Here is a 24,144-nt window from a genome sequence, read left to right on the forward strand (position 1 = left end):
TATGAAAAGCCCTGTAGCTCAGGCTCTCCCGGTCCTCGGATTGGCCGCTCATTTGAGCCGGTGCATCGGCCGGGTCGCCACCGACGCCGCGATCGGAAGCCGAGTGGGGCTGCCGCGCACCGTCCATGAACTCGATGCCGCCGTTCTCTCCGACGTCATGGGCACCAACGTCGCGTCTGTCAGCGTGCTCGATAACGACGCGGGGACGTCGTCACGGGCACGGTTGGCCCTGACCGGCGACGGCGTACCGGGCCAGGTGTTCGTCAAACTCGCCGCGCAAACCGCCGCCACCCGGTTGATGGGTGAACTTGGTCGGCTCGGGCACACCGAGGTGCGTTTCTACAGCCAACTCGCGCCCGAACTCACCGGCGTCCCGAAAACTTACGGGTCGGCATTCGACACCTGGACGGGTCGCTATCTGCTGGTCCTCGAGGATCTTCCCGCGTCGTGCGTCTTTCCGGACACCTTGCACCCGATCTCCACCGACCAGGCCAGCCTCATCGTCGAATTGCTGGCCAAGCTGCATGCCACCTTCTGGGACCGCATGCCCGGTGACGGGCGGGGCCCGCTGGGGTGGCTCTACACGCCGTCGGGTGACGTCACTTCACTGTTGACCGGCACGCTGATGAAAACCTCGATGAAGCGGCTCGCGGAGCGCAGCACCATCCCGATTGACAAGGGCCGGTTCATCGCCGACAACTACCGGGCGGTCGCGGCTTTGATCGACACTCCGCCGCACACGGTCATGCACGGCGACGCTCATCCCGGCAACATGTACTTTCGCGACGGCGAGGCGGGACTTCTGGACTGGCAAGCGGTACGGCGCGGACACCCGTCCCGTGAACTCGCCTACACCTTGGTCACCAGCCTGACGCCGGAAGACCGCCGGGCAGCTCAGCATGAGCTGCTCGACGACTACCGTCGGGCCCTGGCGGCAGCCGGCGGACCCGAGCTGGGCCGCGACGATCTGTGGCTGCGGTTCCGCCAGGGCGCGCTGTACGCGTACGTCGCCGCGCTGATCACGGCGGGGATGGGCGGAATGCAGGTCGAAGACATTGCCATGGAGGGATTGCGACGTGGCGTCGACGCGCTTGATGATCTGGAAACCATCGCGGCGCTGAAGGCTTCGCTGTAGCGCGTCCCACCTCCGACAGCGGTTCCCAATCCGCCGACACCGACCGGCTCCAGCGCCCTCAACCGAATTCGACAAGTGTCACAGGGGCCCGGAGTCGATCGAGCTGAGGCAGCCTGTATGCCAGCGAAATAGCCCACCGCAAAAACTTGCCGCGCGCCGGAGGAGCCGGTAGCTCGCGCACCGCGCTTACACCGGCGAAAGCACGCAGTTTGGCGTACTCATTGGCGGTAAAGGAAAACGGCATCGCCGGAACCGTGTAGTGCTTACTGGGTCTGAAGCCGCGTCTGCGCGAATACGCGCTTAAAAACCACGGGATGCTGTCGAAGAGTAACTGGCCACCCGGAAATCGTTTGGCGCAGGCCGCGATCAGGTCGAAGACCACATCGCGCTCCAGGTACTGGAACAGACCTTCGGCCGTCATCAGCACACCGTTGGTGTCGTCTACCTGGTCCATCCAGGAATAGGCGAGCGCGGATTGGGCACAGTAGCGCAGCCGATCCGATTCCGGAAGTAGCTGCCGGCGCAGCCGCACGATCGGTTCAAGGTCCACCGAGAGCCAGGTCAGCTCGCCATTGTCGAGGCGCCAGAAGCTGGTCTGCAGGCCCTCTGCCAATGCGACCACCGTGGCACGCGGATGGGTGTCCAGATATTCGCGCGAACCGCTATCGAATGCCAAGGCTCGCAAGGCGGTCGCTTGGTGGGTGCGGCCGAAGTGGTGGTAGTCGTACTCGATGCTGTCGCGCAGGACGATAGCCATTGGGTCGTCGATGATCCCGTCAGGCCGCGCGGCCTCCGTGGCCCGCTGATGCAGAGTGAGCAGAGCGGTTTCGGATATCCCGTCGAGATGACGGCCATCGACGACTGACATGGATTCACCCTAAGCACCGAGACGCGGGTAGTGCGAACTTTTCCTATTATCTCGGCGACTCCAAGAATCCTCCAAGGATCCGTCAAGAATCCGTTGAGTGACCTGGGTTTCCCTTATGCACATCAATCGAACGGCGTGGGAATTCAGGAGACGACAGTACATGACGCTCAATGTGAAAGGCGAGGGACTCGGCGCCCAAGTCACCGGGCTTGATCCCAAGAACCTGGACCATCTCACTACCGAGGAGATCCGTGAAATCGTCTACACGAACAAACTCGTTGTTCTTAAAGACGTCCACCCCTCTCCCGAAGAATTCATAAAACTTGGCAGAATAATCGGGGACATCGTTACCTACTACGAGCCCATGTATCACCACAAGGATCATTCAGAGATCTTTGTCTCCTCCACCGAGGAAGGACATGGCGTCCCGAAGACCGGCGCGTTCTGGCACATCGATTACATGTTCATGCCAGAGCCATTTGCGTTTTCCATGGTATTGCCTCTTTCAGTGCCAGGAAGCGACCGCGGTACCTACTTCATCGATTTGAATAAAGTGTGGGAATCGCTGCCCGCCGCTAAGCAGGACCCAGTCCGCGGAACGCTCAGTACTCACGACCCGCGGCGCCACATCAAAATCCGCCCTAGCGATGTGCACAAACCAATCGGCGACGTCTGGGACGAGATCACCCGGACCACACCCCCCATCAAGTGGCCCACGGTCATCAGGCACCCGCACACCGGGGAAGAAATCCTCTACATCTGCGCCTCGGGCACCACCAAGATCGAGGACAAGGACGGGAATTTGCTTGACCCGTCGATTCTGCAAGAACTCATGGCCGCCACCGGCCAGCTCGATACCGAATTCGAATCGCCGTTTATACATACTCAGCACTACGAAGTTGGCGACATCATTCTGTGGGACAACCGCGTTCTCATGCATCGCGCAAAGCACGGCACTGCCACAGGCCATTTAACCACCCACCGGCTGACCATGTTGGACGGCCTGACGACACCAGGATATGCAGCATGACTACCATGGAATTGACCCTCCCCGCCCAGACCGCGGCAGAAATCGCAGCGATCACCGAAACCACTCCGATCGGAGAGGATCTGCTCGTCAGAGTCCTTGACCCGTACGCCTACAAGGGATGCCGCTATCTGCTTGACGCCGAGTACAAAGCTACCCCTGACTCGGTCCTCGCAACTGGAAACTTCAGCATTGGCGAGCCCGCCTATATTCGCAGCACGGGCCACTTCAATGCCGCGGAATTCATCATGTGCTTCAATCAACTCGCATACAGTGCGTTCGCGCCGGCGATCCTCAACGAGGAGATTCCGGTACTACGGGGCTGGTCGATCTCGGACTATTTCGACCTCCAGCTGCCCAGCATGCTGATCAAGAACACGGCATCGCGATTCAAAAGGATGATCCACGCTCCGGCGTTCTCCGCACGCTTGATGTGCCAGAACTTCCAGGTGGTCGACCGCAGGACGCGCTATCTCAACATCGAGTGCTCGATCGAGTTCTGGGACGAGTTCGGCGGAGCCGCGTCCGGCGAGGTCGAATTAGCGGCCCTTAACATCCCGTAAGTTACGGGGGACACTTACAGCCATGTCGCACTCACCGCTTACGGTGCTGGAACGGGTCGTCGAGCAGGCCCGGCAGCGGCCCGAGGCAATCGCCTTGCGCCGCTGCGACGGCAAAAGCGCTCTGCGGTACTCCGAACTTGTCGCCGAAGTCAACAGGCTTGCCGCGACGCTTGCCGCACAGTCGGTTTCTCGCGGATCCCGTGTGCTGGTCATCTCCGACAACGGACCCGAGACATACCTGTCCGTGCTGGCCTGCGCGAAGCTCGGAGCGATAGCCGTCATGGCGGACGGTAATCTCCCGCCCGCCACCATCGATCGATTCGGTCAGGTAACCACCCCGAGCGCGATTCTCATCGCACCGGGAAGCAGGACCGCATCGTCCGGCCTGCCTGATGGTCTGCAATCGATACCGGCGACCAGGGTCGATGTGACCGCGGGCGTGCGTGAGACCGTTCACCCAGTGGATTCGAACACCCCAGAACTGGGCGCCGACGATCCGCTGGCGATGATCTTCACCAGCGGTACGACGGGCGAGCCCAAAGCGGTGCTGCTGGCCAATCGCACTTTCTTTTCCATCCCGGACATCTTGCGGGACAACGGTTTGAATTGGGTCACCTGGGTCGACGGCGAAACCACCTACTCGCCGCTGCCGGCTACGCATGTCGGCGGACTGTGGTGGATATTCACTTGTTTGATGCGCGGTTGTTTGTGTATCACCGGCGGTGAGAACACGTCCTCCCTCATGGAGCTGCTCAAGAACAATGAGGTCGCCAGTACGTGCGTGGTTCCAACTCTTCTTTCGAAACTGGTTGCCGAACTGAAGTTGGCCGACACGAAGCTGCCGTCGCTGCGACTGCTTGGATACGGCGGTTCACGGGCAATCGCGGCCGACGTGCGATTCATCGAAGCTACGGGTGTTCGCACCGCACAGGTCTATGGATTGAGCGAGACGGGTTGCACCGCTTTGTGTTTGCCGACCGATGACGGCTCGATCGCCAAAATCGAGGCGGGTGCGGTAGGACGTCCGTATCCTGGCGTGGAGGTTTATCTGGCAGGCCCAGATGACCGTGGGCCCAACGCAGTTGGCCATGATCATTCCGCCTCGTTCGGCACGTTGTGGATCAAATCGCCGGCGAACATGCTGGGGTACTGGAATAACCCAGAACGCACCCAAGAGGTTCTTGTCGACGGGTGGGTGAATACCGGCGATCTTCTGGAACGCCACGATGACGGCTTCTTCTACATCAAGGGCAGATCATCGGAAATGATCATCTCCGGTGGTGTGAACATCGCGCCCGACGAGGTTGATCGCATCGCGGAGGGGGTTTCGGGCGTCCGCGAGGCCGCATGTTACGAAATTCCCGATGCGGAGTTCGGAGCCCTGGTGGGTTTGGCTGTGATCCCCTCGACGCCTTTGGAAGAGTCAGAAGCCCGCAAGCTCAAACAAGCAATTGCGGCTCGTTTTCGGCAAGAATCGGAGTCGATGGCGCGGCCTTCGACGATCGCGATCGTCACCGATATTCCTCGAACGCAGTCCGGCAAGGTCATGCGGACTTCACTGGCCGCGACGATAAGCGGCGACAAAGTCGGGGTGGTCGTTCGTGGTTGACACCTTGAGGGAAAAAGTCTTCGCTGCTGTCTGCGATGTGTTGTACATCGAAGAAGCGGATCTCACTGACGGTGATGCCACCGATCTCAGAGACCTTGGGCTGGATTCTGTTCGGTTCGTTCTCATCATGAAGCACCTTGGCGTGGACCGGGAATCCGACGTGCCGTCCCGACTGGCGGAAAACCTGTCGATAGAGGCCTGGGTTAAGGAGCTGGAGAATCTCCGTGAGAGCGCCTGAAGAACCCGGCGTGGATCGGGTTCCGCTAAGTAGGTCGCAACAAAACCTCTACAACGGGGTGCTGCAGGATGGCGATCCCGCGTTGTATCTGATTGGCAAGAGCTATCGGTTCCATCCGCTGGAGCTGTCGGGATTCCTGGCTGCCCTGGAAGCGACGATTCTCGAAAACGCCGTGCAACTTTGCGTTCTCGAGACGTCTGCGACGGGGATTGGCTATCCAGATCTCGTACCGCGGCTGACATTCGATGACATTGTGCATGTGCGGGCAGACCAGACTAATGGTAGTGCCGACGACCTGAAGCGCACGTGGTCTGCCGGCATCCTCGGTAAGCCACTGGCGCGCTTTACCGTGCGGACAGACGAAAACGGCTACGTTTCGGGCCTCGACGTCCATACCCACCACATTCTGGTTGATGGCGGCGCGACGGCGATCATCGAGGTCGCTCTGGCCCGACACCTCGCGACCAGTCCTCCTACCGAAATCCCTTCTCTCACAGATGGCCTGACGAAGCTTGCGGAAGCACACCGCCGTGAGGCGGCCAAAGTCGAAGAATCGCAACAGCGTCTCGCCGATGTCGTGCAGCGTGAGCTCGCCGACGAGGCGCGTTACGGCGGGCAAGGACAGGGCACAAACGATGCTCCTGGTATGGCAGCTAAGGGGGTCCTCAACGAATCAGTGATGATCTCCGGCCACGCCTTCGACGCAATCCTTGCCCTGTCGGAAGCGAAGCGGGTCCCGCTCAACGTGCTGGTGGCCGCAGCTGCCGTCGCGGTCGATGCGAGCCTTCGGCAAAGCACCGACGGCCTGCTCGTTCATCCGGTGGACAACCGGTTCGGCGATCCTGATCTGAATGTCGCGACATGCCTGGTCAACTCAGTTGCGCACTCGGTCAGGTTTTCTCCATTTGCGTCGGTACAGGACGTCGTGCGAATGCTCGACCGGGGGTATGTCAAGGCGGTACGACGCCGATGGTTTCGTGAAGAGCACTATCGCCGAATGTATTTGGCGACCAACCGGACATCTCACGTTGAGGCGTTGACGCTCAATTTCATCCGCCAGGCATGTGCGCCCGGTCTTCGCCCGTTCTTGTCGGAAGCACCGGTTGCGACGGATATCGGTCCGGTCGAGGGCATGACCGTCGCGTGTGTTCTGGACGAAGAGCAGTGCACACTTGACCTGGCTATCTGGAACAGAGCGGATCTGACCCAGCATAGGATGCACCACCGGGTCGCAGAACGGATCGCTGCTGCGCTGGAATCGATGGCAACAATGTGGGATCGGCCGATTGCCATGACCGTCGACGAGTGGTTCGGTGTCGGTCCGGATGGGGCCCGCTGCCAGGACGATGCGGCAACCAGGACACAGCTGCCGACCGCGCCTGCGTGGTTTTTGGACGCCACCGGAGGGGTGCACCGAATACTGGAAAGCCGTCCCTACGTTTCGCAGTGGGTTGCCTGGTTGGTGCAGAACGGCGCCGACCCCGGCGACGTCTTGGTGTTAACCGACGACAACACCGCCAGGACCATAGATTTACTGATTGCGTGCCACCTTGCTGGCTGCGGCTACAGCGTCTGCGACACCGTCGACGAGATTTCCCTGCGGAAAAACGCAATTACCGACTACATCGACGGCGTTTCGGCACATGTGGTCGACGTGAGTGCTGCTCCGCTGGCGGAGAATCTGAGTGATGAGTCAATACAGCTCGTGAACGAGCGCATTAGGCAAGTGGCACAAGATATTTCCCTCGCCGCCCGGACTGCGTACATCATGCCTACCTCGGGGTCGACGGGGCAACCCAAGCTGGTCCGAATCTCACACGGTTCACTCGCGCTTTTCTGTGACGCGGCCAGACATGCCTACGGCTGGGGGCCGCAGGACACCATCCTCCAATGTGCGCCACTGACGTCGGACATCAGCGTCGAGGAGATCTTCGGGGGCGCGATCTGCGGATCGGGGCTGGTCCGATCCACCGGAATGAAGACCGGCGACCTGGACGCGCTTGCCAGAGATCTCGTCGCCAAGGAGGCGACAGTCGTCGACTTGCCGACCGCCGTCTGGCACCTGTTGTGCGAAGACAGCGACGCGATTGACGTGATCCGCCGCTCTCGTCTCCGACAGATCGTGATCGGCGGTGAAGCCATCCGCCCCAGCGCCGTCGACAAGTGGCTCGATTCTGGTGTTTCGCAGACGATCTCGCTTCTCTCGACTTACGGCCCGACAGAGACCACGGTCGTCGTCACCTATTTGCCGATCGCCTGCGGCGAAACAACCGTTGCGGGCAACGCCCGGCTCAGGCTGGGCCGGCCGATAGCACCGAATTCGGTGTTCCTAAGTTTCGGTGAAGTGATCATCGTGGGAGATTTGGTTTCCTCGGGCTATCTGGGGACGGATGACCGCAGCTTCGGCACCGTGACCACCCGTGACGGTTCGCGACTTCGCGCATTTGCCACCGCCGACCGTGTGACGCTTGATGCCGAGGGTTTTCCGGTCTTCTCCGGACGCAAAGACGCCATCGTCAAGATTGCCGGCAAGCGAGTCGACACCGCTGAGGTAACTAGGCGTATCTCCGAAGACCCCGCGGTATCCGATGTTGCGGTCGAACTTCACAACGGAAGTCTCGGGGTGTGGTTCGAAACCCCACGGACCCGCGAGGCCGACGAGGATGCTGCGGCAGCGGCACGAATCAGGCTCATCCTCGTAAGCTCGGGGGTGTCTTCGTTTTTCGTTGTGGGCGTGCCGAATATACCTAGAAAGCCCAACGGCAAGGTCGACAGCGACAACTTGCGGACGATGCCTCAGTTCGTGAATACGGTGCTAGACGACGCCGGGGTGGCTGAGCAGGCGGCTGGCCTGGCGGAAGTCTGGAGTCGGCATCTCGGGAGGGCCATCCGGCCGGACTCATCGCTCCTGGGCGAAGGGGTCGGCTCGTTGGATCTCATCAGAATCCTTCCCGACACCCGCACGTATCTGGGCCGGCACCTCTCGATTCTGGATCTGATCAGTGCTGATACCGCCGCCAACCTAATCGATGACGCGTCGACAGCCGATGCATGGATGGACGTTGACACCGCCGCCGAGATAGCTGCCGATCTTGGTTCGCTGCGGCCACAACGCCCGCCTGATGAGTCGAGCGTCAAACAAGCCCTTAACAGCCGCGGAGGAGAGGCAATCGTCGTGCTGGGCGCGTCGGGAATTCTCGGCACGGGGTTCGCCCAAGCGGTCCTCGATCTCAGACGGTCGGGCGTGCCGTGTCCCGAGGTGATCCTGGCCACGAGATCAAAACTCCCCGAACACAATCCGTGGGCAGATCTCCGCAGTGCCGATGGGGTACGGATCGAGCAATTGCCTCCTGAGTTCGGCCGAGGAGAGCTGGAGGCCCTGATACGCGACACTGGCGCCGGAACCGTCGTGAACTGCATTGGCAACACCAATGTGCTTGTGCCATACCGCGAACTTCGGTTGGCCAACGTGGGGCTGGTTTCCGCTATCGCCGAGGCATGCGCGAACAATGCTGCGAGGCTGGTGCATCTGTCGACGTTTGTCGTCAATGCGGATGTCACCGTGCCGCGCGTCACCGACCCCCGCGATGCACCGTATCCTTATGCGGCATCGAAGTCACTCGCGGAGCTGGTCGTGGCCGGATCGCCGCAGGCCCTCGATTTCACCATCGTCCGTCTGCCGCGGGTACTTGGCGAAGCCCATCAACTGCACGACTCCGCCGACATTCTGCTCTCGGTTGTCGATGCCTGTATTGCGGTGCGGGCTTACCCTTCCCTGACATTGACCGAAGAGGTCACCACCGGCCGGGCCGTGGCGAACGCAATCTTGGGCCGGTTGGCAGACTCATCGGAGCTGGGACGCGGAATTACTGTGGTACGCGGTGAAGCGGTGGCATATGCCGAGTTGCTCAGCGGGTATGCGCTCGACGAGCTTGATGTCGCTGAGTGGAAGTACCGCCTGGATGAAAGTGACTGGGCCAAGGGAAATCCGCGGAGATGGTCGGTAGTTGATGCCTGGCTCAGCTTGGGCATGAAATTGGGCACACGCTCATACACGGAGTACCTGGCGGATTACCCGACCATCGCCCTCGAGGTCGAATCCGTCGCAGAGCTGGCCGCGCCACCACAGTATTTGCGGTCCCTTCTGACTCATAACTTTTCACAGTCACTGGAAGAGGTTGTCAGATAGCCAACTCAAGCGTTGGTCCGTCTTCTGCATCGTTTGCGTTGCGACAGAACCGTAATCGCTCGGATGGCCCTACCGAATTACTTTCTGGTGAGCTCGCGGTGCTCGATCACATCACGTAGACCACCCATACCGACAAGCTCGCGAAATGCCGGCGCGGTGTAGCCGATTACGGTCGCATCGGTGCGGGCACGCGCGGTGGCCGAACGCGGCATGTGAAACAGCACAGCGATCTCGCCGAAGTAGTCCCACGGGCCCACGACCTTGATCAATTCCTCACCGCCGTTTGCTAATTCACGCACAAGCTCGAACTCACCCTTGGTCACCACGTAAATCAGCTCGCCCGCCGTTGACTGCTCGAACAGCACCTCGCCGGCCTTGACCTCCAGGGTCTCGGGTTGGCGACCGGTCTCCGGGAAATCGGGTGTCAGCTCCACGACGCGATCGGCCAGCGGCAGCATCCGGGCGTCGTGAGTGGCGACCACCAGCACACGCTCACCGTCGGCAAGTTCTCGGATCAACCGCAGCACCTCCTCCACCTGGATGAAGTCGAGGTGGGCGGTCGGTTCGTCGGCGAGGATCAGCGGCGGATCCAGTGCGATCGCACGAGCCACGGCGACGCGTTGCTGCTGGCCGCCGCTCAGGTCACCAGGGCGGTGTTTCATTCGCTCGTCCAGATTGACCCGCGCCAGTAGTTCCTTGGCGCGCTCTCGCGCTGCCCCGCGTGACCATCCGGCCAAGCGCAGCGGAATCATCACGTTCTCGAGCGCAGTGAGGCTCGGCACAAGATTGAACGCCTGGAAGACGATGCCTACCTTTTCCCGCCGATATTGCGCCAGTGCGGCGCCGTCCAGAGCCGTGATGTCGACGCCCTCGAACTTGATTGCTCCGGACTTGGGCCGCAGGATGCCGCCGAGGCAAGACAGCAGCGTCGTCTTCCCGCAGCCACTGGGACCCAGCAGGATTGCCAACGAGCTGGTTGGCACGTCGAGGTTCAATCCATTGATCGGCCGCAAAGCGTAGCCGCCGCTGTAGTACTCGACGACCAGGTTCCGAATACTGAGATCGCCCACCGCTCAAGGACCTCCAAACGCGAGCGCGGGATCGACGGCCACCACGCGCCTGAGTCCGAGAAGGCTGGCCAGCAGGCCGATCACGATTGCGACCACCGGTAGCGCCAGGTAGGCACCGACGGGCACCGCGACAATCATCGGGAACAGTGGTGCCAGCAGCTGCGCAAGGAGCACGCCCACCACCGCCGCGAGTAGCGCGATGATGAGGGCCTGGAGGGCAAGCCCCGCCAGGATCGAGCGTGTCGGTGCGCCAATGGCCTTGAACACTGCAAAGTCTCGCAGCCGCTCGAGAGCGGAGAGGTATACGACGGATCCGACGATCAGCACTGCCACGATCCACAACAAGATAGCCACGATCGATATCGAACTGACCGCGACCTTCAGCGGGCGCACCAGCTCGTTGACAGCGCCCGTTCGGTCGAAGGTCTGGTAGCCGTCGGGCAGGGCTCGGGGATTGCCTTTGATCCCGATCGACGTGATCAGCGGCTGCCCGTTGTAGGCCAGTTGCTGTATGCCTTGGGTCGTCAGGAAAATGTTGGGAACCGCCATTGCCGTGGAATTCGGCACGATGCCGACGATGCGGAGCACGTGGGCACCGACCTCCAGGCTGTCGCCGACGTGGCGGCTAATTGTGCTGGACACCGCGACCTCGTCCGGTGCCGAGGGTGCCCGACCCTCAGGGACTTGCGGCATGCCGGGCCCATGCTCGGGCGCGCCGAAGGCCGTGACGTTTCGCGTTGACTTGCCTTCCTGCATCATCGTCACCACACACCCCAGGGGGACGGCAGCCTCGACGCCAGGCTCAGACGCCACCCGGGCCAGGTCAACCTCGGGGAAAGGTATCGAACCCGCGAAGGGTCCGGCCGCGCCGGTTTTAACCACAAATTGGTCGATACCGATGGAATCGATGGTGTGCCTGGCCTCCACCCGGAATCCGTTCGCCAGCCCGGTCAGCACGAGCGTCATCCCGAAGATCAGTCCGGTGCTGAGGATCGTGATGACGAGGCGCCGTTTTCGCCATTGCATGTCACGCAAGGCCGCAAAGAGCATCCCCAGAACGTACCTTTTCAAGACCGCATTTTTTAAGCTTTGCTGCCCGAACATGTCGGATATTGCGCAAGCGGTAGGCCCACTTCGCATTCATCGCAGCGTCATACGTTTGGCAGCGGTTCCCAATCCGCCGACACCGACCGGCTCCAGCGCGCCGGACGGTGCTGAAGGAACGCGTCGATGCCCTCGCGCGCATCGCTGCTGCCCATCACCCGGTGATGCAGTTCGGTCTCGAGGGCCGCGACCTGGCGCGGCGTATAGCCCTTGATCATCGTGTCCCAGAGCAGGCGTTTGCTCAGCGCGACGGACATCGGCGCAACATTGACGGCGATGTCGCGCGCCACCGTCATCGCGTGCTCGAGCACATTGTCGCCGGACAGTGCACGAGTCGCGATCCCCATGGCCGCGGCCTCGGCGCCGTCAAACGTGCGTCCGGTCAACAGAATGTCGGCCGCCACGCTGCCCCCGACGAGATGGGGCAACGTCCAATGCGACATGCAGTCGGGTATGACGCCCCGCCGCACCTGCGCGACAGCGTATTTCGCATCGGCAGCCATGATCCGGATGTCTGCCTGCAACGCGATGGTCAAGCCGATCCCGATGGCGTGCCCGTTGACGGCTGCGATGACCGGCGTGCGTAGCTCGAACGCGGCCGGGTCGGTGGGTGTGGCCGTGAACGCGGAAGAGTCCGTCGGCGCGTCGAAAGGGCTTGCCGCCGCGGAGAAGTCCGCGCCCACGCAGAACGCGTCACCGGCTCCGGTGAGTACGATCGCGCGCACCGCGTCGTCGTCGTCGCACTGCCGGTAGGCGTGGTTCAGCAGCGCAGCCATCTCCGCGGTGTAGGCGTTACGCCGCTCAGGACGGTTGAAGGTCAGCAGCGCGACGCCGTCGGCTATGGCTACCGTGAGATCGGTCAGGGCCGCCGCCGTTCTCAGCCGGCGACCGAGGCGTCGTAGATCGACTGGATCGACTTGTCCAGTGTGGCGTCGAACTGCTCGTCAGATTGGTCGGCCGAAAGTCCCTCGGTCAGCGCGCGGCTGAAGCTGGCGATCAAACCGGTGTTCTTCGCCAGCAGCTCGTTGGCTTCCTCGCGAGAGTAGCCGCCGGAGAGGGCAACCACCCGCATCACCTTCGGATGTTGAATCAATGGACGGTAGTAGTTGGCCTCGGTAGGCAGGCTCAGCTTGAGCATCACGCGCTGCCCATCGGGCACGGATTGGAGTCGCTCGGTGATTTCATCGCGAAGGATTTTCTCGGCCTCGCCTTTGTCCGAGATGGAGATGGTGACCTCGGGTTCGAGGATGGGCACCAAACCGTGCGACAGCACCTGCTGGGCCACCTCGAACTGCTGAGCAACCACCGCCGCGATGCCCTTGGGGTTGGCGCCGCCAATCACCGACCGTTCCTTGGTGCCGAAAACGCCCTTGCGCACGGCCCGCTCCAGCAGTTCGTCCAGCCCCGGTATCGGCTTCATGAGCTGCACGTCGTCGGACTCCTCCGCCAGCCCCTTGTCGATTTTGAGGATGGGCACCACACCCTTCGTCTCCCAGAGATAGGTCGTCGACGGCGTGCCGGCGATCTCGCGGTCCATGGTCTGCTCGAACAAGATCGCCGCCAGCACCCGATCGCCAGTGAACGCCGAAGAGGTGATGATCCGCGAACGCATCTGGTGAATAAGGTCGAACATCTCCTCCTCGGAGGAGTACTCGTCTTCCTCGATGCCGTACAGACGCAGTGCCTTTGGCGTCGAGCCACCGCTTTGGTCGAGCGCTGCAATGAACCCCTTGCCCGACGTCATCCGGTCCGCTTGCTGGTCGTTCGGCATAGGATTCTCCTCCCTCGTGGTGGTCGCTCCTGTTCGTGATTACCCACAATCAGGCGCGAATCGTACCGACGATATTCGGCCATCCACAGCGCAGTTAAGGCAGATTGTCAGACGCGAGTCTAGTCCGGCGGCTCTAGCCGGTCCCGTCGAGATCGACGCAAGCGCGGAAATGTACGAGTAGACCCCGCGCTAGCGTCGATCTGGGCGCTTGGCACACCGGCGGAAACCCTTTGACGAATCAGTCGCTGGCAAGCTCGCGGTGCTCAACCACGTCGCGCAGACCACCTATACCGAGACACTCGCGGAATATCGGTGCGGTGTAACCGATTACGGTCGCATCGGTGCGGACGCGCGCCGTCGCCGAACGCGGCATACGAAACAGCACACCCATTTCGCCGAAATAGTCCCGCGTCCCGATCACCTTGACCAATTCCTCGCCGCCATCGGCTATTTCGTGCAGGATCTCGATCTCGCCCTCAAACACCACGTAGTCAACTCGCCCATGGTGGACTGCTCGACAGTACTTCGCCGGCTTTCAGCTCCTGCGTTTCGGGTGGCCGAGTCGTCACTGTGAAGTCGGCGTCAGCTCGACCACGCGATCGACCATCGGCAGCATCCGTGTCGTGGGTGGCGACCACCACCACCACGCGCTCCCGGTCCGCGAGTTCACGGATCAGCCGCGGCACCTCCTCCACTTGAATGAAGTCGAGATGCGCGGTCGGTTCGTCGGCGAGGATCAGCGGCGGATCCAGGGCGATCGCGCGGATCTCCCGGCTGCGAGCGCGCGGGCGGGGTGAATGCGGCTGGTAAAACGTGGTCCGGGACCCGCCCCCGCGGGCCGTTGACGTCCGGTGGTGCCCGCGTGGCCTACGATGAGGACTGGCTTGGAGGTTCCGCTACACCTCCACTTGGATCGACGCCACTCCCCCGTAAGGGTTGAAGCAACAGCCCCCGGCTAAGCAGTGGTTGTCTGGGAACTGTCCCGGCAGGGACGGATGTGAGAAAACAGCATGGTCGAACAATCCGGCAATCCCATCGAACCGACGCCGTTCGACGTCGGGAGACACCAGGCGGGGCAGGCAATCGTGCTCACCGTCGCGGGTGAAGTGGACATGCTCACCGCGCCCAAGCTGACCGAGGCGATACACGCTGCCCTGGCCGCCAAGCCCGAGGCGTTGATCGTCGACCTGTCGAAGGTGGAATTCCTCGCCTCGGCCGGCATGACCGCCCTGGTTACCGCGCAGGCCGAGATCTCGCCGCCCACTCGGTTCGCGGTTGTCGCGGAGGGACCGGCGACCAGCCGTCCGATAAAGCTCATGGGAATTGACTCCGTATTACCGCTGTACAGCACGCTTGATAGCGCGCTGAGCGATAGCTGATCGTTGGCCGTCTTCGATGTCTCACGTCGACGACCAATCACGGTTTGTGCGAAAGCGCGTTGTCGCAGACGCGCCCAGCGCCGCTCGCACCCGAACCGAGTTCGGGAGCTGGCTGGACAGGCATTTCACGCTCGGTGCCGAACGATTCAACGACCTGCTTCTGGCGGTGAATGAGGCGATTGCGAACGCCGCTGAATTCGCCTACGCCGATGACGCGCAGCTCGGGACGATGGATGTCAGCGCAGCCTACGATGTCGATTCCGACACGCTCGACGTGACAATCAACGATCGCGGGCGTTGGCGTCAGAATGTTCCGGCGCCGGTCACCGCGGGAGGACGGTGCGCGGTTCGGGGACGCGGCATCCCACTGATGCGAGCGCTCGCGGATGAAGCCGTCATCGACGGCACCCCGCACGGGACGAACGTCAGGCTGACCTGGACTAACCTGACGCACCCCAGATCGACCGCCTGAGCCGTGTGAGCCCTCGGCTGCGCCACCGCGGCCAACGGATTCATTGACTCCAACCATCGGGACGCCTACCGTCGATACATACGCTACGTCGCGTAGCGTAATCGCCCCTCAAGCCTGGGTTCGCTGCCCTGGAGGAATTCATGTTCGACCTGAAGATCATCGGTGGCACTGTCGTCGACGGCACCGGCGCCGAACGCTATCGCGCTGATGTCGGCATCAAGGACGGCAAGGTCGTCGACGTTGTCCGCCGCGGTGCCGACGACACCGGACCGGCCGGTTTGGAGACGGCCGGTGCCACCGAAACCATCGACGCGACAGGGCATGTGGTGGCCCCCGGCTTCGTCGACATCCACACCCACTACGACGGTCAGGTCAGCTGGGACAGCTTGCTGGAGCCGTCGAGCGGGCATGGCGTGACGACCGTGGTGACCGGCAACTGCGGCGTCGGGTTCGCCCCGGTGCGGCCCGGCACTGAGGAATGGCTGATCGAGTTGATGGAGGGTGTCGAGGACATCCCCGGCACCGCACTGACCGAGGGCATCACCTGGGGTTGGGAGACCTACCCCGAGTACCTCGACGCCGTCGGCAAGCAGAAGTTTGCGATCGACGTGGGCAGCCAGGTCGCCCACGGCGCCATCCGCGCCTACGCAATGGGCGAGCGGGGTGCCAAAAACGAGCCCGCCACGCCTGACGACATCGCGGCAATGGGCCGACTGGTCACCGAAGCGATCGAGGCCGGGGCGCTCGGCTTCTCCACCTCGCGCACCATGGGACACCGCGCGATGGACGGCGAACCCGTGCCCGGCACCTTTGCCGCCGAGGAGGAACTGTTCGGTCTCGGCCGCGCCATGGCGGCCGGAGGCCAGGCGGTGTTCGAGCTGGCGCCGCAGGGATCAGCGGGCGAGGACATCGTCGCCCCCAAGAAGGAACTGGAGTGGATGCGGCGGTTGAGCGGCGAGATCGACCGGCCCGTGTCGTTCGCGCTGATCCAGGTGGATGCCGATCCGAAGTTGTGGCGCGAGATGCTGGACCTCTCCGCGGACGCGCACGCGGCGGGGAGCCGGCTGTACCCGCAGGTCGCGGCGCGCCCGTTCGGCATGATGATCGGCTTCCAAGGTCATCACGGGTTCAGCCATCGACCCACCTACCGCCGGCTGGCGGCCGAGTACAGCCGCGAAGAGCTCCCGCAGCGACTGGCCGATCCCGCGGTGAAGGCGGCGATCCTGTCCGAAGAAGACCTGCCCGCCGACCCGACCCTGTTGTTCGACGGCATGTTCGCCTTGGTGCAGCACTCCCTGAAACGCCTCTACGCGCTGGGTGACCCGCCCGACTACGAGCCCACCCCGGACCGCACCGTCGCGGCCATCGCGAAGGCGCGCGGCGAGGACCCGTTGTCCACGCTGTACGACCTCATGCTCGAACGGAACGCGACCGCCATGCTGATGCTGCCGCTGTTCAACTACGCCGACGGCAACTGCGATGCGATCCGCGAAATGATGCTGCACCCCGCCGGTGTGCTCGGCCTATCCGACGGCGGCGCGCACTGCGGGATGATCTGTGACGCCTCGTACCCGACTTTCCTGCTGACGCATTGGGCGCGGGACCGTAAACGGGGCGAGAAATTGTCGCTGGAATACGTGATCCGCAAGCAGTCCCGCGACACGGCACATCTGTTCGGCCTGACCGACCGCGGCACCATCGAGGTCGGTAAGAAGGCCGACATCAACGTCATCGACATGAACGCCCTGACGCTGCATCCCGCCGCAATGGCCTTCGACCTGCCAGCCGGCGGGAACCGAATCCTGCAGGGCGCAAGCGGATACACGGCGACCATCGTCAGCGGAACGGTGACCCGTCGCAAGGACGTCGACACCGGGGCCCGCCCCGGCCGTCTGGTGCGCGGCGCACGTTAAAGCCCATGAGCAATTCGCTCGCCGCCGGAAATCCGGCCCGTACCCGCCCTAATGCCCAAGAGGACGCAATCGGCAAACCTCCGGAAAGTCCAACGCTGGTTCCGGCCGAACGTTATTACTCACCGGCGTTCGCCGCACTCGAGATCGAGCGGATGTGGCCGAAGGTGTGGCAAATCGCCTGCATGGTCGACCATGTCGCCGAGCCGGGCGACTACTTCGAATACCGTTGCGGCCCATATGGAGTGCTGATCGTCCGCGGGAACGACGGCGTGCTGCGCGCGTTCCAGAACGCCTGTCGTCATCGCGGCAACTCGGTGTGCGTGGGCTCGGGTTCTGGTTTGCACGAACTCAAGTGCGGTTACCACGGCTGGACCTGGGATCTGGCCGGCACGCTCAAGCGGGTGCCCAACCGTAAGGGCTTCGGCGCGCTGCGGATGTCCGATTTCCCACTGGCACCGGTGCGGGTCGACACCTGGGAGGGGCTCGTCTTCGTCAACCTCGATCTCAAGGCGATGCCCTTGCTCGAGTATCTGGAGGCGATACCCGACGACGTCGCCTGGGCCAATCTGCGCGACTTCCGCTGCTACGCCACGCTCACCATCGAGGTCGACGCCAACTGGAAGACGATCGCGGACGGTTACAGCGAGACCTACCACATACAGACACTGCATCCCGAACTACTGCGTTGTGTGGACGATATCCATGCGCCACAACAGATCTGGGGCCACACCGGCAAGTCCGACCAACCCTATGGTGTGCAGAGCCCACGGTTTGACGGCACACTGAGCGACGAAGAGGTCTGGGACGCTTACGTTTACACCCAGGGCCTACTCATGGGTGCACCGGAAGGCACGCCGTTCCCCGCCGACAAACGCCAGCCAGGACAGACGGTGCAAGACCTGATCGCCGCAAAGACACGGTCATTTGCGGCGCAGCGCGGGGTGGATCTGGACTGGGCCGACACCGACCGGATCACTCGGCTGCACCAGTACAACGTGTTCCCCAACATGACGTTTCTGACCAACGCCGACCACTTGACGATCATGTGCTCGCGGCCCGGCTCGGATCCCGATAAAGGCGAGATGGTCATGTTCCTGATGACGCGGATGCCGCCGGACGCGCCGCGACACAAGCCGACGGACGTCCGCACCACCGCCGGGGAGGCCGAACCTGGCATAGTGCTGACCCAGGACGTCCGGGTGCTCGCGGGCTTGCAGCGCGGCATGCACCAGCCCGGGTTCACGCATTTGGTGCTGTCCAACGAGGAGCGCCGCGTGATCAATATGCATCGAAATCTTGAGCGCTACCTCGACCTACCCGAATCGGAGCGGATGACCGGGGGCAATACCGGCCGCTCGCGGTGACGGCGTAGCGGTGGACCGTTTGCGGTTTGCGGGTCTGAGCGACATCGGGCAGCTACGGACCAACAACCAGGACCGCTGGGGTGCCGATGTCGATCAGTCTCTGTTCATAGTTGCCGACGGGGTGGCGTGCAGCACCGACGGAGCTTTGGCCGCTGGGCTGGTAGTTGAGTTGCTGCCGACGTATGTGGCCCGCTATCTCAAGCCAGATGACGTCGACGATCCGAACGCTCACGAGTCGCTGGGCAGCGCGGTATCGGACTTCTGCAACGACTTTCGCGCCTACGCCGACACCGATCCACGCGTTGCGGGGGCCAACAGCACAGTGGTGGCCGTGGTCGTCGCGGGGTCGCGCGCCCTGGTCGTCCATCTGGGGGATAGCCGCGGCTACGTGTACCGCGAGCAGCATCTGCAGCACCTGACGCGTGACCACAGTCTGATCCAGGAATTGATCGAGGCCGGCGAGATCACCCTCGAGGAGGCTGACAAGCACCCGGCCCGCAACATCATCACCCGGCATGTGGCGATGACCCCGCGGCCGCTGCCCGATACCGCGGCGGTGGAGCTGCGGCCCGGCGACCGGATCCTGCTGTCCAGCGACGGGCTGCACGGCGTCGTCGACGAGTCGTCCCTGGAGCAGATCCTGGATTCACATCCCGAACCAGACGACACATGTGCGGCGCTGATCGACGCCGCAAATCAGGCGGGCGGACCCGACAACATCACCGCTGTGGTTATCGACATCCCCGCGAATGGTCAATAGCCTGGCGAGCAGACGCAAAAGCCCCTCATTTCGGCACAGAAATAGGGGCTTTTGCGTCTGCTCGGCACAATGCACCAAAGAAGGAACACAAATGGTCATCGACAATCGCCTGACGGCAGTGGCCGCATTGAGCGTCGCACTGACGCTTGCCGGCTGCTCGACTGCGAGCCAACCGGCAAGCTCCGGCACTACTACGGCGGCGCAATCCACTTCCCCGTCGGCTGCACCGTCGAGCCAAGTGACACCCACCTCCTCCGGCGTGCCAGGCTCAAGCGATCCGAAGAGGACCGGAAAGGCCGACGGAATCCAGATCACCATTTACCCGCAAGAGGGCACCACTGTCCGGCCGGGCGGGCCGCCAATGCGCTTCGCCGTCACGCTGCTCAACACCACCGCCAACGACATTGCGCAGGTGGGAATCGTGGTCTCTCTGGGCCACTGTTCATGCGGCTCCCCCGAGCAACACATGATGCCCCAAGGGTCGATGCGCATGCTCGACTCGAGCACCAACACCTGGATGGCCGTGCCGTACGTCCGCCAAGCGGGTGGAATGGACTACATACAGCAAACCCTGGTCCCGCCGTTCCAGCTGAAGCACGGTGGTCAAGTCGTCACCTATGAGCTCGAGATGCGGCTCGATGCCAAGCAAGATTTCACGGTCAGCAAGGGCGACGGCGCCATCAACGTGACGAGGACCGACGTCAGCACGCACGAGCCGATCGGCACCAGTCCCACTGCATCGCTTCGTATTTCCGTCGAACCCTAGCCGGCCGAGCAGACGCAAAAGCACCTCATTTCGGCACGAAATGGGTGCTTTTGCGTCTGCTCGTCAGGTGACGTATCGGGTTTGCGGGATTTTCGCTTTATCGTCATCGGATCTCGCCGAGCCTGTAACTCTGCAGGCCTTTACTCGCACTTCTTCTGCAGATTTACCGGCTCGTGAGTTGACGGTGGCTCGAGCACATCACGGCCGAACTGGCTGGCATCAAGATCCCCGCCGGCACAATCGTCGTCGTCAACACCGGTGCGGCCAACCGGGATCCCGCCGTCTATGACGACCCCGACCGTCTCGACATCAGCCGCGCAGCCGCCCCGCCTATCCAGACGTTCGGCGGCGGTATGCACTACTGCCTCGGCGCCAATCTCGCGCGCCTCGAGTTGGCCGAAGCGCTGACGGTCATGACCCGGCGCATGCCGAACGCGCGCCGTTCCGGACCGGCCCCATGGAAACCGGTGAACGCACTGGGCGGACCTATCGCCCTGCCCATCGAATTCGATCCAGCGCCGATCTCTCACTGACTGCAGACCCGGGCATCCACCGAGCTTGCCGAGCCGCGATACTGGGAGCCATTGGGAACATGGAGCCCCTCAAACGACAGTGACGCCGGGAGACCAGCCATGAGCGACGACCAGCCGACCATCATCTACACGCTGACCGACGAGGCGCCGCTGCTGGCGACCTACGGCTTTCTGCCGATCTTGCGGGCCTTCGCCGAGCCGGCCGGCATCAAGATAGAGACCAGCGACATCTCCGTGGCGGCACGCATCCTCGCCGAGTTTCCCGACGACCTGACCGAAGAGCAGCGGGTACCAGACAACCTCGCCGAACTGGGCAAGCTGACGCAGGAGCCGGACACCAACATCATCAAGCTGCCCAACATCAGCGCCTCGGTGCCGCAGCTCGTGGCCGCCATCAAGGAACTGCAGGGCAAGGGCTACAAGATCCCGGACTATCCGCAGAATCCGAAGACCGACGAAGAAAAGAAAATTAAGGAGCGCTACGCCAAATGCCTTGGCAGCGCTGTGAACCCGGTGCTGCGGGAAGGCAACTCGGACCGTCGCGCACCGAAGGCGGTCAAGGAGTACGCCCGCAAGCATCCGCACAGCATGGGCGAGTGGTCGATGGCCTCGCGCACCCACGCGGCGACCATGAAGCACGGCGACTTCTATCACGGCGAGAAGTCCATGACCCTGGACCGCGCCCGCGACGTGAAGATGGAACTGGTCACCAAGAGCGGCAAGACCATCGTGCTCAAGCCCAAGGTCTCGCTCGACGAGGGCGACATCATCGACAGCATGTTCATGAGCAAGAAGGCGCTGGTCGACTTCTACGAAGAGCAGATGGAGGATGCCCGCAAAACCGGCGTGATGTTCTCACTGCACGTCAAAGCCACGATGATGAAGGTCAGCCATCCCATCGTCTTCGGCCACGCGGTGAAGGTCTTCTACAAAGACGCCTTCGAAAAGCACCAGGCAGTGCTCGACGAACTGGGAGTCAACGTCAACAACGGGTTGGCTGATCTCTACGACAAAATCGAAACGCTGCCCGCGTCGCTGCACGACGAGATCATCCGAGACATGCACGCCTGCCACGAACACCGGCCAGAGCTGGCCATGGTCGATTCGGCCAAGGGAATCTCGAATTTTCATTCGCCCAGCGACGTGATCGTGGACGCCTCGATGCCCGCGATGATTCGCGCCGGCGGCAAGATGTACGGCGCCGACGGCCGGCCCAAGGACACCAAGGCCGTAATGCCGGAGTCCACCTTTTCCCGCATTTACCAGGAGCTCATCAACTTCTGCAAAACCAATGGCGCCTTCGATCCCACGACGATGGGCACCGTACCCAACGTCGGGCTCATGGCACAGAAGGCCGAGGAGTACGGCTCGCATGACAAGACGTTCGAAATTCCCGAGGATGGCGTCGCCAACATTGTCGACCTCGACAGCGGCGAAGTGCTGCTGACGCAGAATGTCGAGACCGGCGACATCTGGCGCATGCCCATCGTCAAGGACGAGCCGATCCGCGATTGGGTCAAGCTGGCCGTCACCCGTGCCCGCAACTCCGGGATGCCGGTGCTGTTCTGGCTGGATCCCTACCGCCCGCACGAGAACGAGCTGATCAAGAAGGTCCATACGTACCTCAAGGATCACGACACCGAGGGCCTGGACATCCAAGTCATGTCGCAGGTGCGTGCCATGCGGTACACGATCGAACGTCTGATGCGCGGTCTGGACACCATTGCCGCCACCGGCAACATCCTGCGCGACTACCTCACCGACCTGTTCCCGATTCTGGAGCTGGGCACCAGCGCCAAGATGCTGTCCATCGTTCCGCTGATGGCCGGCGGTGGAATGTATGAAACGGGCGCGGGCGGTTCGGCGCCCAAGCACGTCCACCAACTGGTGGAGGAGAACCATCTGCGTTGGGATTCACTTGGTGAATTCCTCGCACTAGGCGCCTGTTTCGAAGACGTGGGTATCAAGACCGGCAACGAGCACGCCAAGATCCTGGGCAAGACGCTGGATGCCGCGATCGGCAAGCTGCTGGAGAACAACAAGGGCCCGTCGCGCAAGACGGGCGAGCTCGACAACCGGGGTAGCCAGTTCTACCTCGCCATGTACTGGGCGCAGGAGCTTGCCGCGCAAAGCGACGACAAAGAACTGGCGGAACACTTCGCCCCGCTGGCCGATGCACTGGCCAAGAACGAAGACACCATCGTGGCCGAACTCAACGAGGCACAGGGCGAAGAGGTGGATATCGGGGGCTACTACTTCCCGGACCCAGACAAGACCGCGGCCGTGATGCGGCCGAGCAAGACGCTCAACGAGACGCTGGCGGGTTCCAACGACTGACGTCGTTGCAGGCTGCTCCAGGCCGTGCCGGTACGGATGACCACGCGTATATATTGGGGCGAGGCCGATATATACTCAAGCGATGGCAAAACATCTCGTCGACCTCGATGAGCAGGCATTGGAGAGGGCCCGTACAGAACTGGGGACGGCCACGATCAAGGACACGGTAAACGCGGCCCTCTGGCGCGCTACGTCTCAGCGAGAGCAGCAGGTGGCCGCCGCCCTCGATACATTGGCCGCCGCACCACCAGAGGATCGCATCGACGCATGGCGCTGAGATTTGTCGTCGACACCAGCGTGATCAAACGGCTTGGCCAACCCACCGTGCGGCAGGTGGTGGAACCGCTCGCCGCAGCCCGCGAGCTGGCACGCGCGCGAATAACGGATTTGGAGGTGGGATTTCTGCGCGCAATGAATTGGAGTGGGACCAGCTCGGGACGGCGTTGGGAGCGTTCGAGCTTCTGGAATCGACTGCATCACATCATCGGCGCGCGCTTCAGGTTCAGCGTCTATTTGCGCAGCGGAGCCAGCGAGGTCGAAAGATCCCGGATCTGCTTATCGCAGCGGCCGGCGAGGAACATGCGCTCGCCGTCCTGCACTATAACGCGGACTTCGACCTCATTGCCGGAGTAACGGGCCAAGCCTGTCAGTGGGTCGTGCCAGCGGGCTCAATCGATTAGCTTTGCGCCGTTCCGCTCAGAACGCCAGCTAGGGCAGCTTCCGCAGCCGCTCAGCCGCACCCGAGTTTGGGTCCGTCGCGCTACGGCCGTTCCTTCGTAAACTTTGCTGGTCTGACTCTCAGTGGGCAATTCCATATCGACACATTGCCGCACGCGCAAGTCTAGTTTCATCTGCTCGGTCACACGCATCTCTGATATTCCCTGCAACACAATTGATTTCCCATCCTTCAGCATGCTGCGCGGCCGGGTAGCTCAGGATTCGATCTCGACTCGACTTCGGGCTTATTCGGCGGGACAGTACCTGTCAACGCATGAAACCCTCAGCAAGGCAATAGGGTGAAGTCATGGCGTCAGACGTCGATATAG

19 protein-coding genes and 2 pseudogenes are annotated in these 24,144 nt (G+C 62.4%); 15 read left to right on the top strand and 6 right to left on the bottom strand.

Annotated elements, in window-relative coordinates:
- Position 1 precedes the first annotated feature (1 nt).
- Positions 2-1,135, top strand: coding sequence for a phosphotransferase (locus AC5Y21_RS23490; RefSeq protein ID WP_499916054.1), 1,134 nt, complete (start codon positions 2-4; stop codon positions 1,133-1,135).
- A gap of 58 nt (positions 1,136-1,193) precedes the next feature.
- On the opposite strand, the gene AC5Y21_RS23495 is transcribed toward AC5Y21_RS23490, so the two are convergent.
- Positions 1,194-2,003: a class I SAM-dependent methyltransferase gene (locus AC5Y21_RS23495; RefSeq protein ID WP_499916056.1), complete on the bottom strand. Its 810-nt coding sequence runs from the start codon at positions 2,001-2,003 to the stop codon at positions 1,194-1,196.
- Between the two features lie 160 nt (positions 2,004-2,163).
- Here AC5Y21_RS23495 and scoE point away from each other — a divergent pair, with 160 nt between their 5' ends.
- Genes scoE through AC5Y21_RS23520 form a run of 5 tightly spaced genes read left to right on the top strand, consistent with a single transcriptional unit; the run spans position 2,164 to position 9,629 of the window.
- Positions 2,164-3,033: a (3R)-3-[(carboxymethyl)amino]fatty acid oxygenase/decarboxylase gene (gene scoE, locus AC5Y21_RS23500; RefSeq protein WP_499916058.1), complete on the top strand. Its 870-nt coding sequence runs from the start codon at positions 2,164-2,166 to the stop codon at positions 3,031-3,033.
- Complete coding sequence (locus tag AC5Y21_RS23505; RefSeq protein WP_499916060.1) at positions 3,030-3,593, top strand: FcoT family thioesterase; 564 nt, start codon at positions 3,030-3,032, stop codon at positions 3,591-3,593. Before scoE ends, AC5Y21_RS23505 begins: the two co-directional genes overlap by 4 nt.
- Before the next feature lie 22 nt (positions 3,594-3,615).
- Positions 3,616-5,202, top strand: a complete 1,587-nt coding sequence (fadD10, locus tag AC5Y21_RS23510; protein ID WP_499916062.1) for a fatty acid--CoA ligase FadD10 — start codon at positions 3,616-3,618, stop codon at positions 5,200-5,202.
- A complete protein-coding gene (locus tag AC5Y21_RS23515; protein ID WP_499916064.1) occupies positions 5,195-5,440 on the top strand; it encodes a phosphopantetheine-binding protein in 246 nt (81 codons plus the stop codon). The genes fadD10 and AC5Y21_RS23515 overlap by 8 nt, the downstream gene beginning before the upstream one ends.
- A complete protein-coding gene (locus AC5Y21_RS23520; RefSeq protein ID WP_499916067.1) occupies positions 5,427-9,629 on the top strand; it encodes an AMP-binding protein in 4,203 nt (1,400 codons plus the stop codon). Before AC5Y21_RS23515 ends, AC5Y21_RS23520 begins: the two co-directional genes overlap by 14 nt.
- A 77-nt stretch (positions 9,630-9,706) precedes the next feature.
- Here AC5Y21_RS23520 and AC5Y21_RS23525 read toward each other — a convergent pair whose 3' ends face one another.
- The 5 genes and pseudogenes from AC5Y21_RS23525 to AC5Y21_RS23545 all read right to left on the bottom strand — a co-directional run.
- The gene (locus AC5Y21_RS23525) at positions 9,707-10,699 is read right to left on the bottom strand and encodes an ABC transporter ATP-binding protein (protein ID WP_499916069.1); all 993 of its coding nucleotides are present in this window, start codon (positions 10,697-10,699) and stop codon (positions 9,707-9,709) included.
- A 3-nt stretch (positions 10,700-10,702) separates the two neighbouring features.
- Positions 10,703-11,749: an ABC transporter permease gene (locus AC5Y21_RS23530; RefSeq protein ID WP_499916072.1), complete on the bottom strand. Its 1,047-nt coding sequence runs from the start codon at positions 11,747-11,749 to the stop codon at positions 10,703-10,705.
- Positions 11,750-11,850: 101 nt separating this feature from the next.
- A complete protein-coding gene (locus tag AC5Y21_RS23535) occupies positions 11,851-12,666 on the bottom strand; it encodes an enoyl-CoA hydratase/isomerase family protein (protein WP_499916099.1) in 816 nt (271 codons plus the stop codon).
- Between the two features lie 14 nt (positions 12,667-12,680).
- Positions 12,681-13,574 (bottom strand): fructose bisphosphate aldolase, encoded by an 894-nt coding sequence (locus AC5Y21_RS23540; protein ID WP_499916074.1) that lies wholly within the window; start codon positions 13,572-13,574, stop codon positions 12,681-12,683.
- A 238-nt stretch (positions 13,575-13,812) separates the two neighbouring features.
- Positions 13,813-14,338: pseudogene (locus AC5Y21_RS23545) on the bottom strand (cyclic nucleotide-binding domain-containing protein); the annotation flags it as partial.
- 246 nt (positions 14,339-14,584) lie between these two features.
- Between AC5Y21_RS23545 and AC5Y21_RS23550 the strand changes: the two are divergent.
- The 9 genes and pseudogenes from AC5Y21_RS23550 to AC5Y21_RS23590 all read left to right on the top strand — a co-directional run bounded on the left by AC5Y21_RS23550 (position 14,585) and on the right by AC5Y21_RS23590 (position 23,375).
- Entirely contained in the window at positions 14,585-14,953 is a 369-nt protein-coding gene (locus tag AC5Y21_RS23550) for an STAS domain-containing protein (protein WP_499916076.1), read from the top strand.
- A gap of 16 nt (positions 14,954-14,969) precedes the next feature.
- A complete protein-coding gene (locus AC5Y21_RS23555; protein WP_499916078.1) occupies positions 14,970-15,425 on the top strand; it encodes an ATP-binding protein in 456 nt (151 codons plus the stop codon).
- Positions 15,426-15,565: 140 nt separating this feature from the next.
- Positions 15,566-17,338 carry an N-acyl-D-amino-acid deacylase family protein gene (locus AC5Y21_RS23560; RefSeq protein ID WP_499916080.1) on the top strand — a complete coding sequence of 591 codons (1,773 nt, stop codon included), beginning with the start codon at positions 15,566-15,568 and terminating at the stop codon, positions 17,336-17,338.
- A 5-nt stretch (positions 17,339-17,343) separates the two neighbouring features.
- Complete coding sequence (locus AC5Y21_RS23565) at positions 17,344-18,702, top strand: aromatic ring-hydroxylating oxygenase subunit alpha (RefSeq protein WP_499916082.1); 1,359 nt, start codon at positions 17,344-17,346, stop codon at positions 18,700-18,702.
- A 10-nt stretch (positions 18,703-18,712) separates the two neighbouring features.
- Positions 18,713-19,462 (top strand): PP2C family protein-serine/threonine phosphatase, encoded by a 750-nt coding sequence (locus tag AC5Y21_RS23570; protein ID WP_499916084.1) that lies wholly within the window; start codon positions 18,713-18,715, stop codon positions 19,460-19,462.
- A 238-nt stretch (positions 19,463-19,700) separates the two neighbouring features.
- A complete protein-coding gene (locus AC5Y21_RS23575; protein ID WP_499916087.1) occupies positions 19,701-20,228 on the top strand; it encodes a hypothetical protein in 528 nt (175 codons plus the stop codon).
- Between the two features lie 206 nt (positions 20,229-20,434).
- Positions 20,435-20,761: pseudogene (locus AC5Y21_RS23580) on the top strand (cytochrome P450); the annotation flags it as partial.
- Positions 20,762-20,860: 99 nt separating this feature from the next.
- Positions 20,861-23,098: an NADP-dependent isocitrate dehydrogenase gene (locus AC5Y21_RS23585; protein ID WP_499916088.1), complete on the top strand. Its 2,238-nt coding sequence runs from the start codon at positions 20,861-20,863 to the stop codon at positions 23,096-23,098.
- Between the two features lie 82 nt (positions 23,099-23,180).
- Positions 23,181-23,375, top strand: coding sequence for a hypothetical protein (locus AC5Y21_RS23590; RefSeq protein WP_499916090.1), 195 nt, complete (start codon positions 23,181-23,183; stop codon positions 23,373-23,375).
- Positions 23,376-24,144: the final 769 nt, after the last annotated feature.

The organism is Mycobacterium sp. NGS41 (genome assembly GCF_059812725.1).

Bases quoted from the DNA above. Each gene is read 5' to 3' on its own strand.
- AC5Y21_RS23550 (WP_499916076.1), top strand. From the start codon at position 14,585: ATGGTCGAACAATCCGGCAATCCCATCGAACCGACGCCGTTCGACGTC.
- AC5Y21_RS23590 (WP_499916090.1), top strand. From the start codon at position 23,181: ATGGCAAAACATCTCGTCGACCTCGATGAGCAGGCATTGGAGAGGGCC.
- AC5Y21_RS23585 (WP_499916088.1), top strand. From the start codon at position 20,861: ATGAGCGACGACCAGCCGACCATCATCTACACGCTGACCGACGAGGCG.
- scoE (WP_499916058.1), top strand. From the start codon at position 2,164: ATGACGCTCAATGTGAAAGGCGAGGGACTCGGCGCCCAAGTCACCGGG.
- AC5Y21_RS23565 (WP_499916082.1), top strand. From the start codon at position 17,344: ATGAGCAATTCGCTCGCCGCCGGAAATCCGGCCCGTACCCGCCCTAAT.
- AC5Y21_RS23530 (WP_499916072.1), bottom strand. From the start codon at position 11,749: ATGCTCTTTGCGGCCTTGCGTGACATGCAATGGCGAAAACGGCGCCTC.
- AC5Y21_RS23540 (WP_499916074.1), bottom strand. From the start codon at position 13,574: ATGCCGAACGACCAGCAAGCGGACCGGATGACGTCGGGCAAGGGGTTC.
- AC5Y21_RS23490 (WP_499916054.1), top strand. From the start codon at position 2: ATGAAAAGCCCTGTAGCTCAGGCTCTCCCGGTCCTCGGATTGGCCGCT.
- AC5Y21_RS23495 (WP_499916056.1), bottom strand. From the start codon at position 2,003: ATGTCAGTCGTCGATGGCCGTCATCTCGACGGGATATCCGAAACCGCT.
- AC5Y21_RS23560 (WP_499916080.1), top strand. From the start codon at position 15,566: ATGTTCGACCTGAAGATCATCGGTGGCACTGTCGTCGACGGCACCGGC.
- AC5Y21_RS23505 (WP_499916060.1), top strand. From the start codon at position 3,030: ATGACTACCATGGAATTGACCCTCCCCGCCCAGACCGCGGCAGAAATC.
- fadD10 (WP_499916062.1), top strand. From the start codon at position 3,616: ATGTCGCACTCACCGCTTACGGTGCTGGAACGGGTCGTCGAGCAGGCC.
- AC5Y21_RS23555 (WP_499916078.1), top strand. From the start codon at position 14,970: ATGTCTCACGTCGACGACCAATCACGGTTTGTGCGAAAGCGCGTTGTC.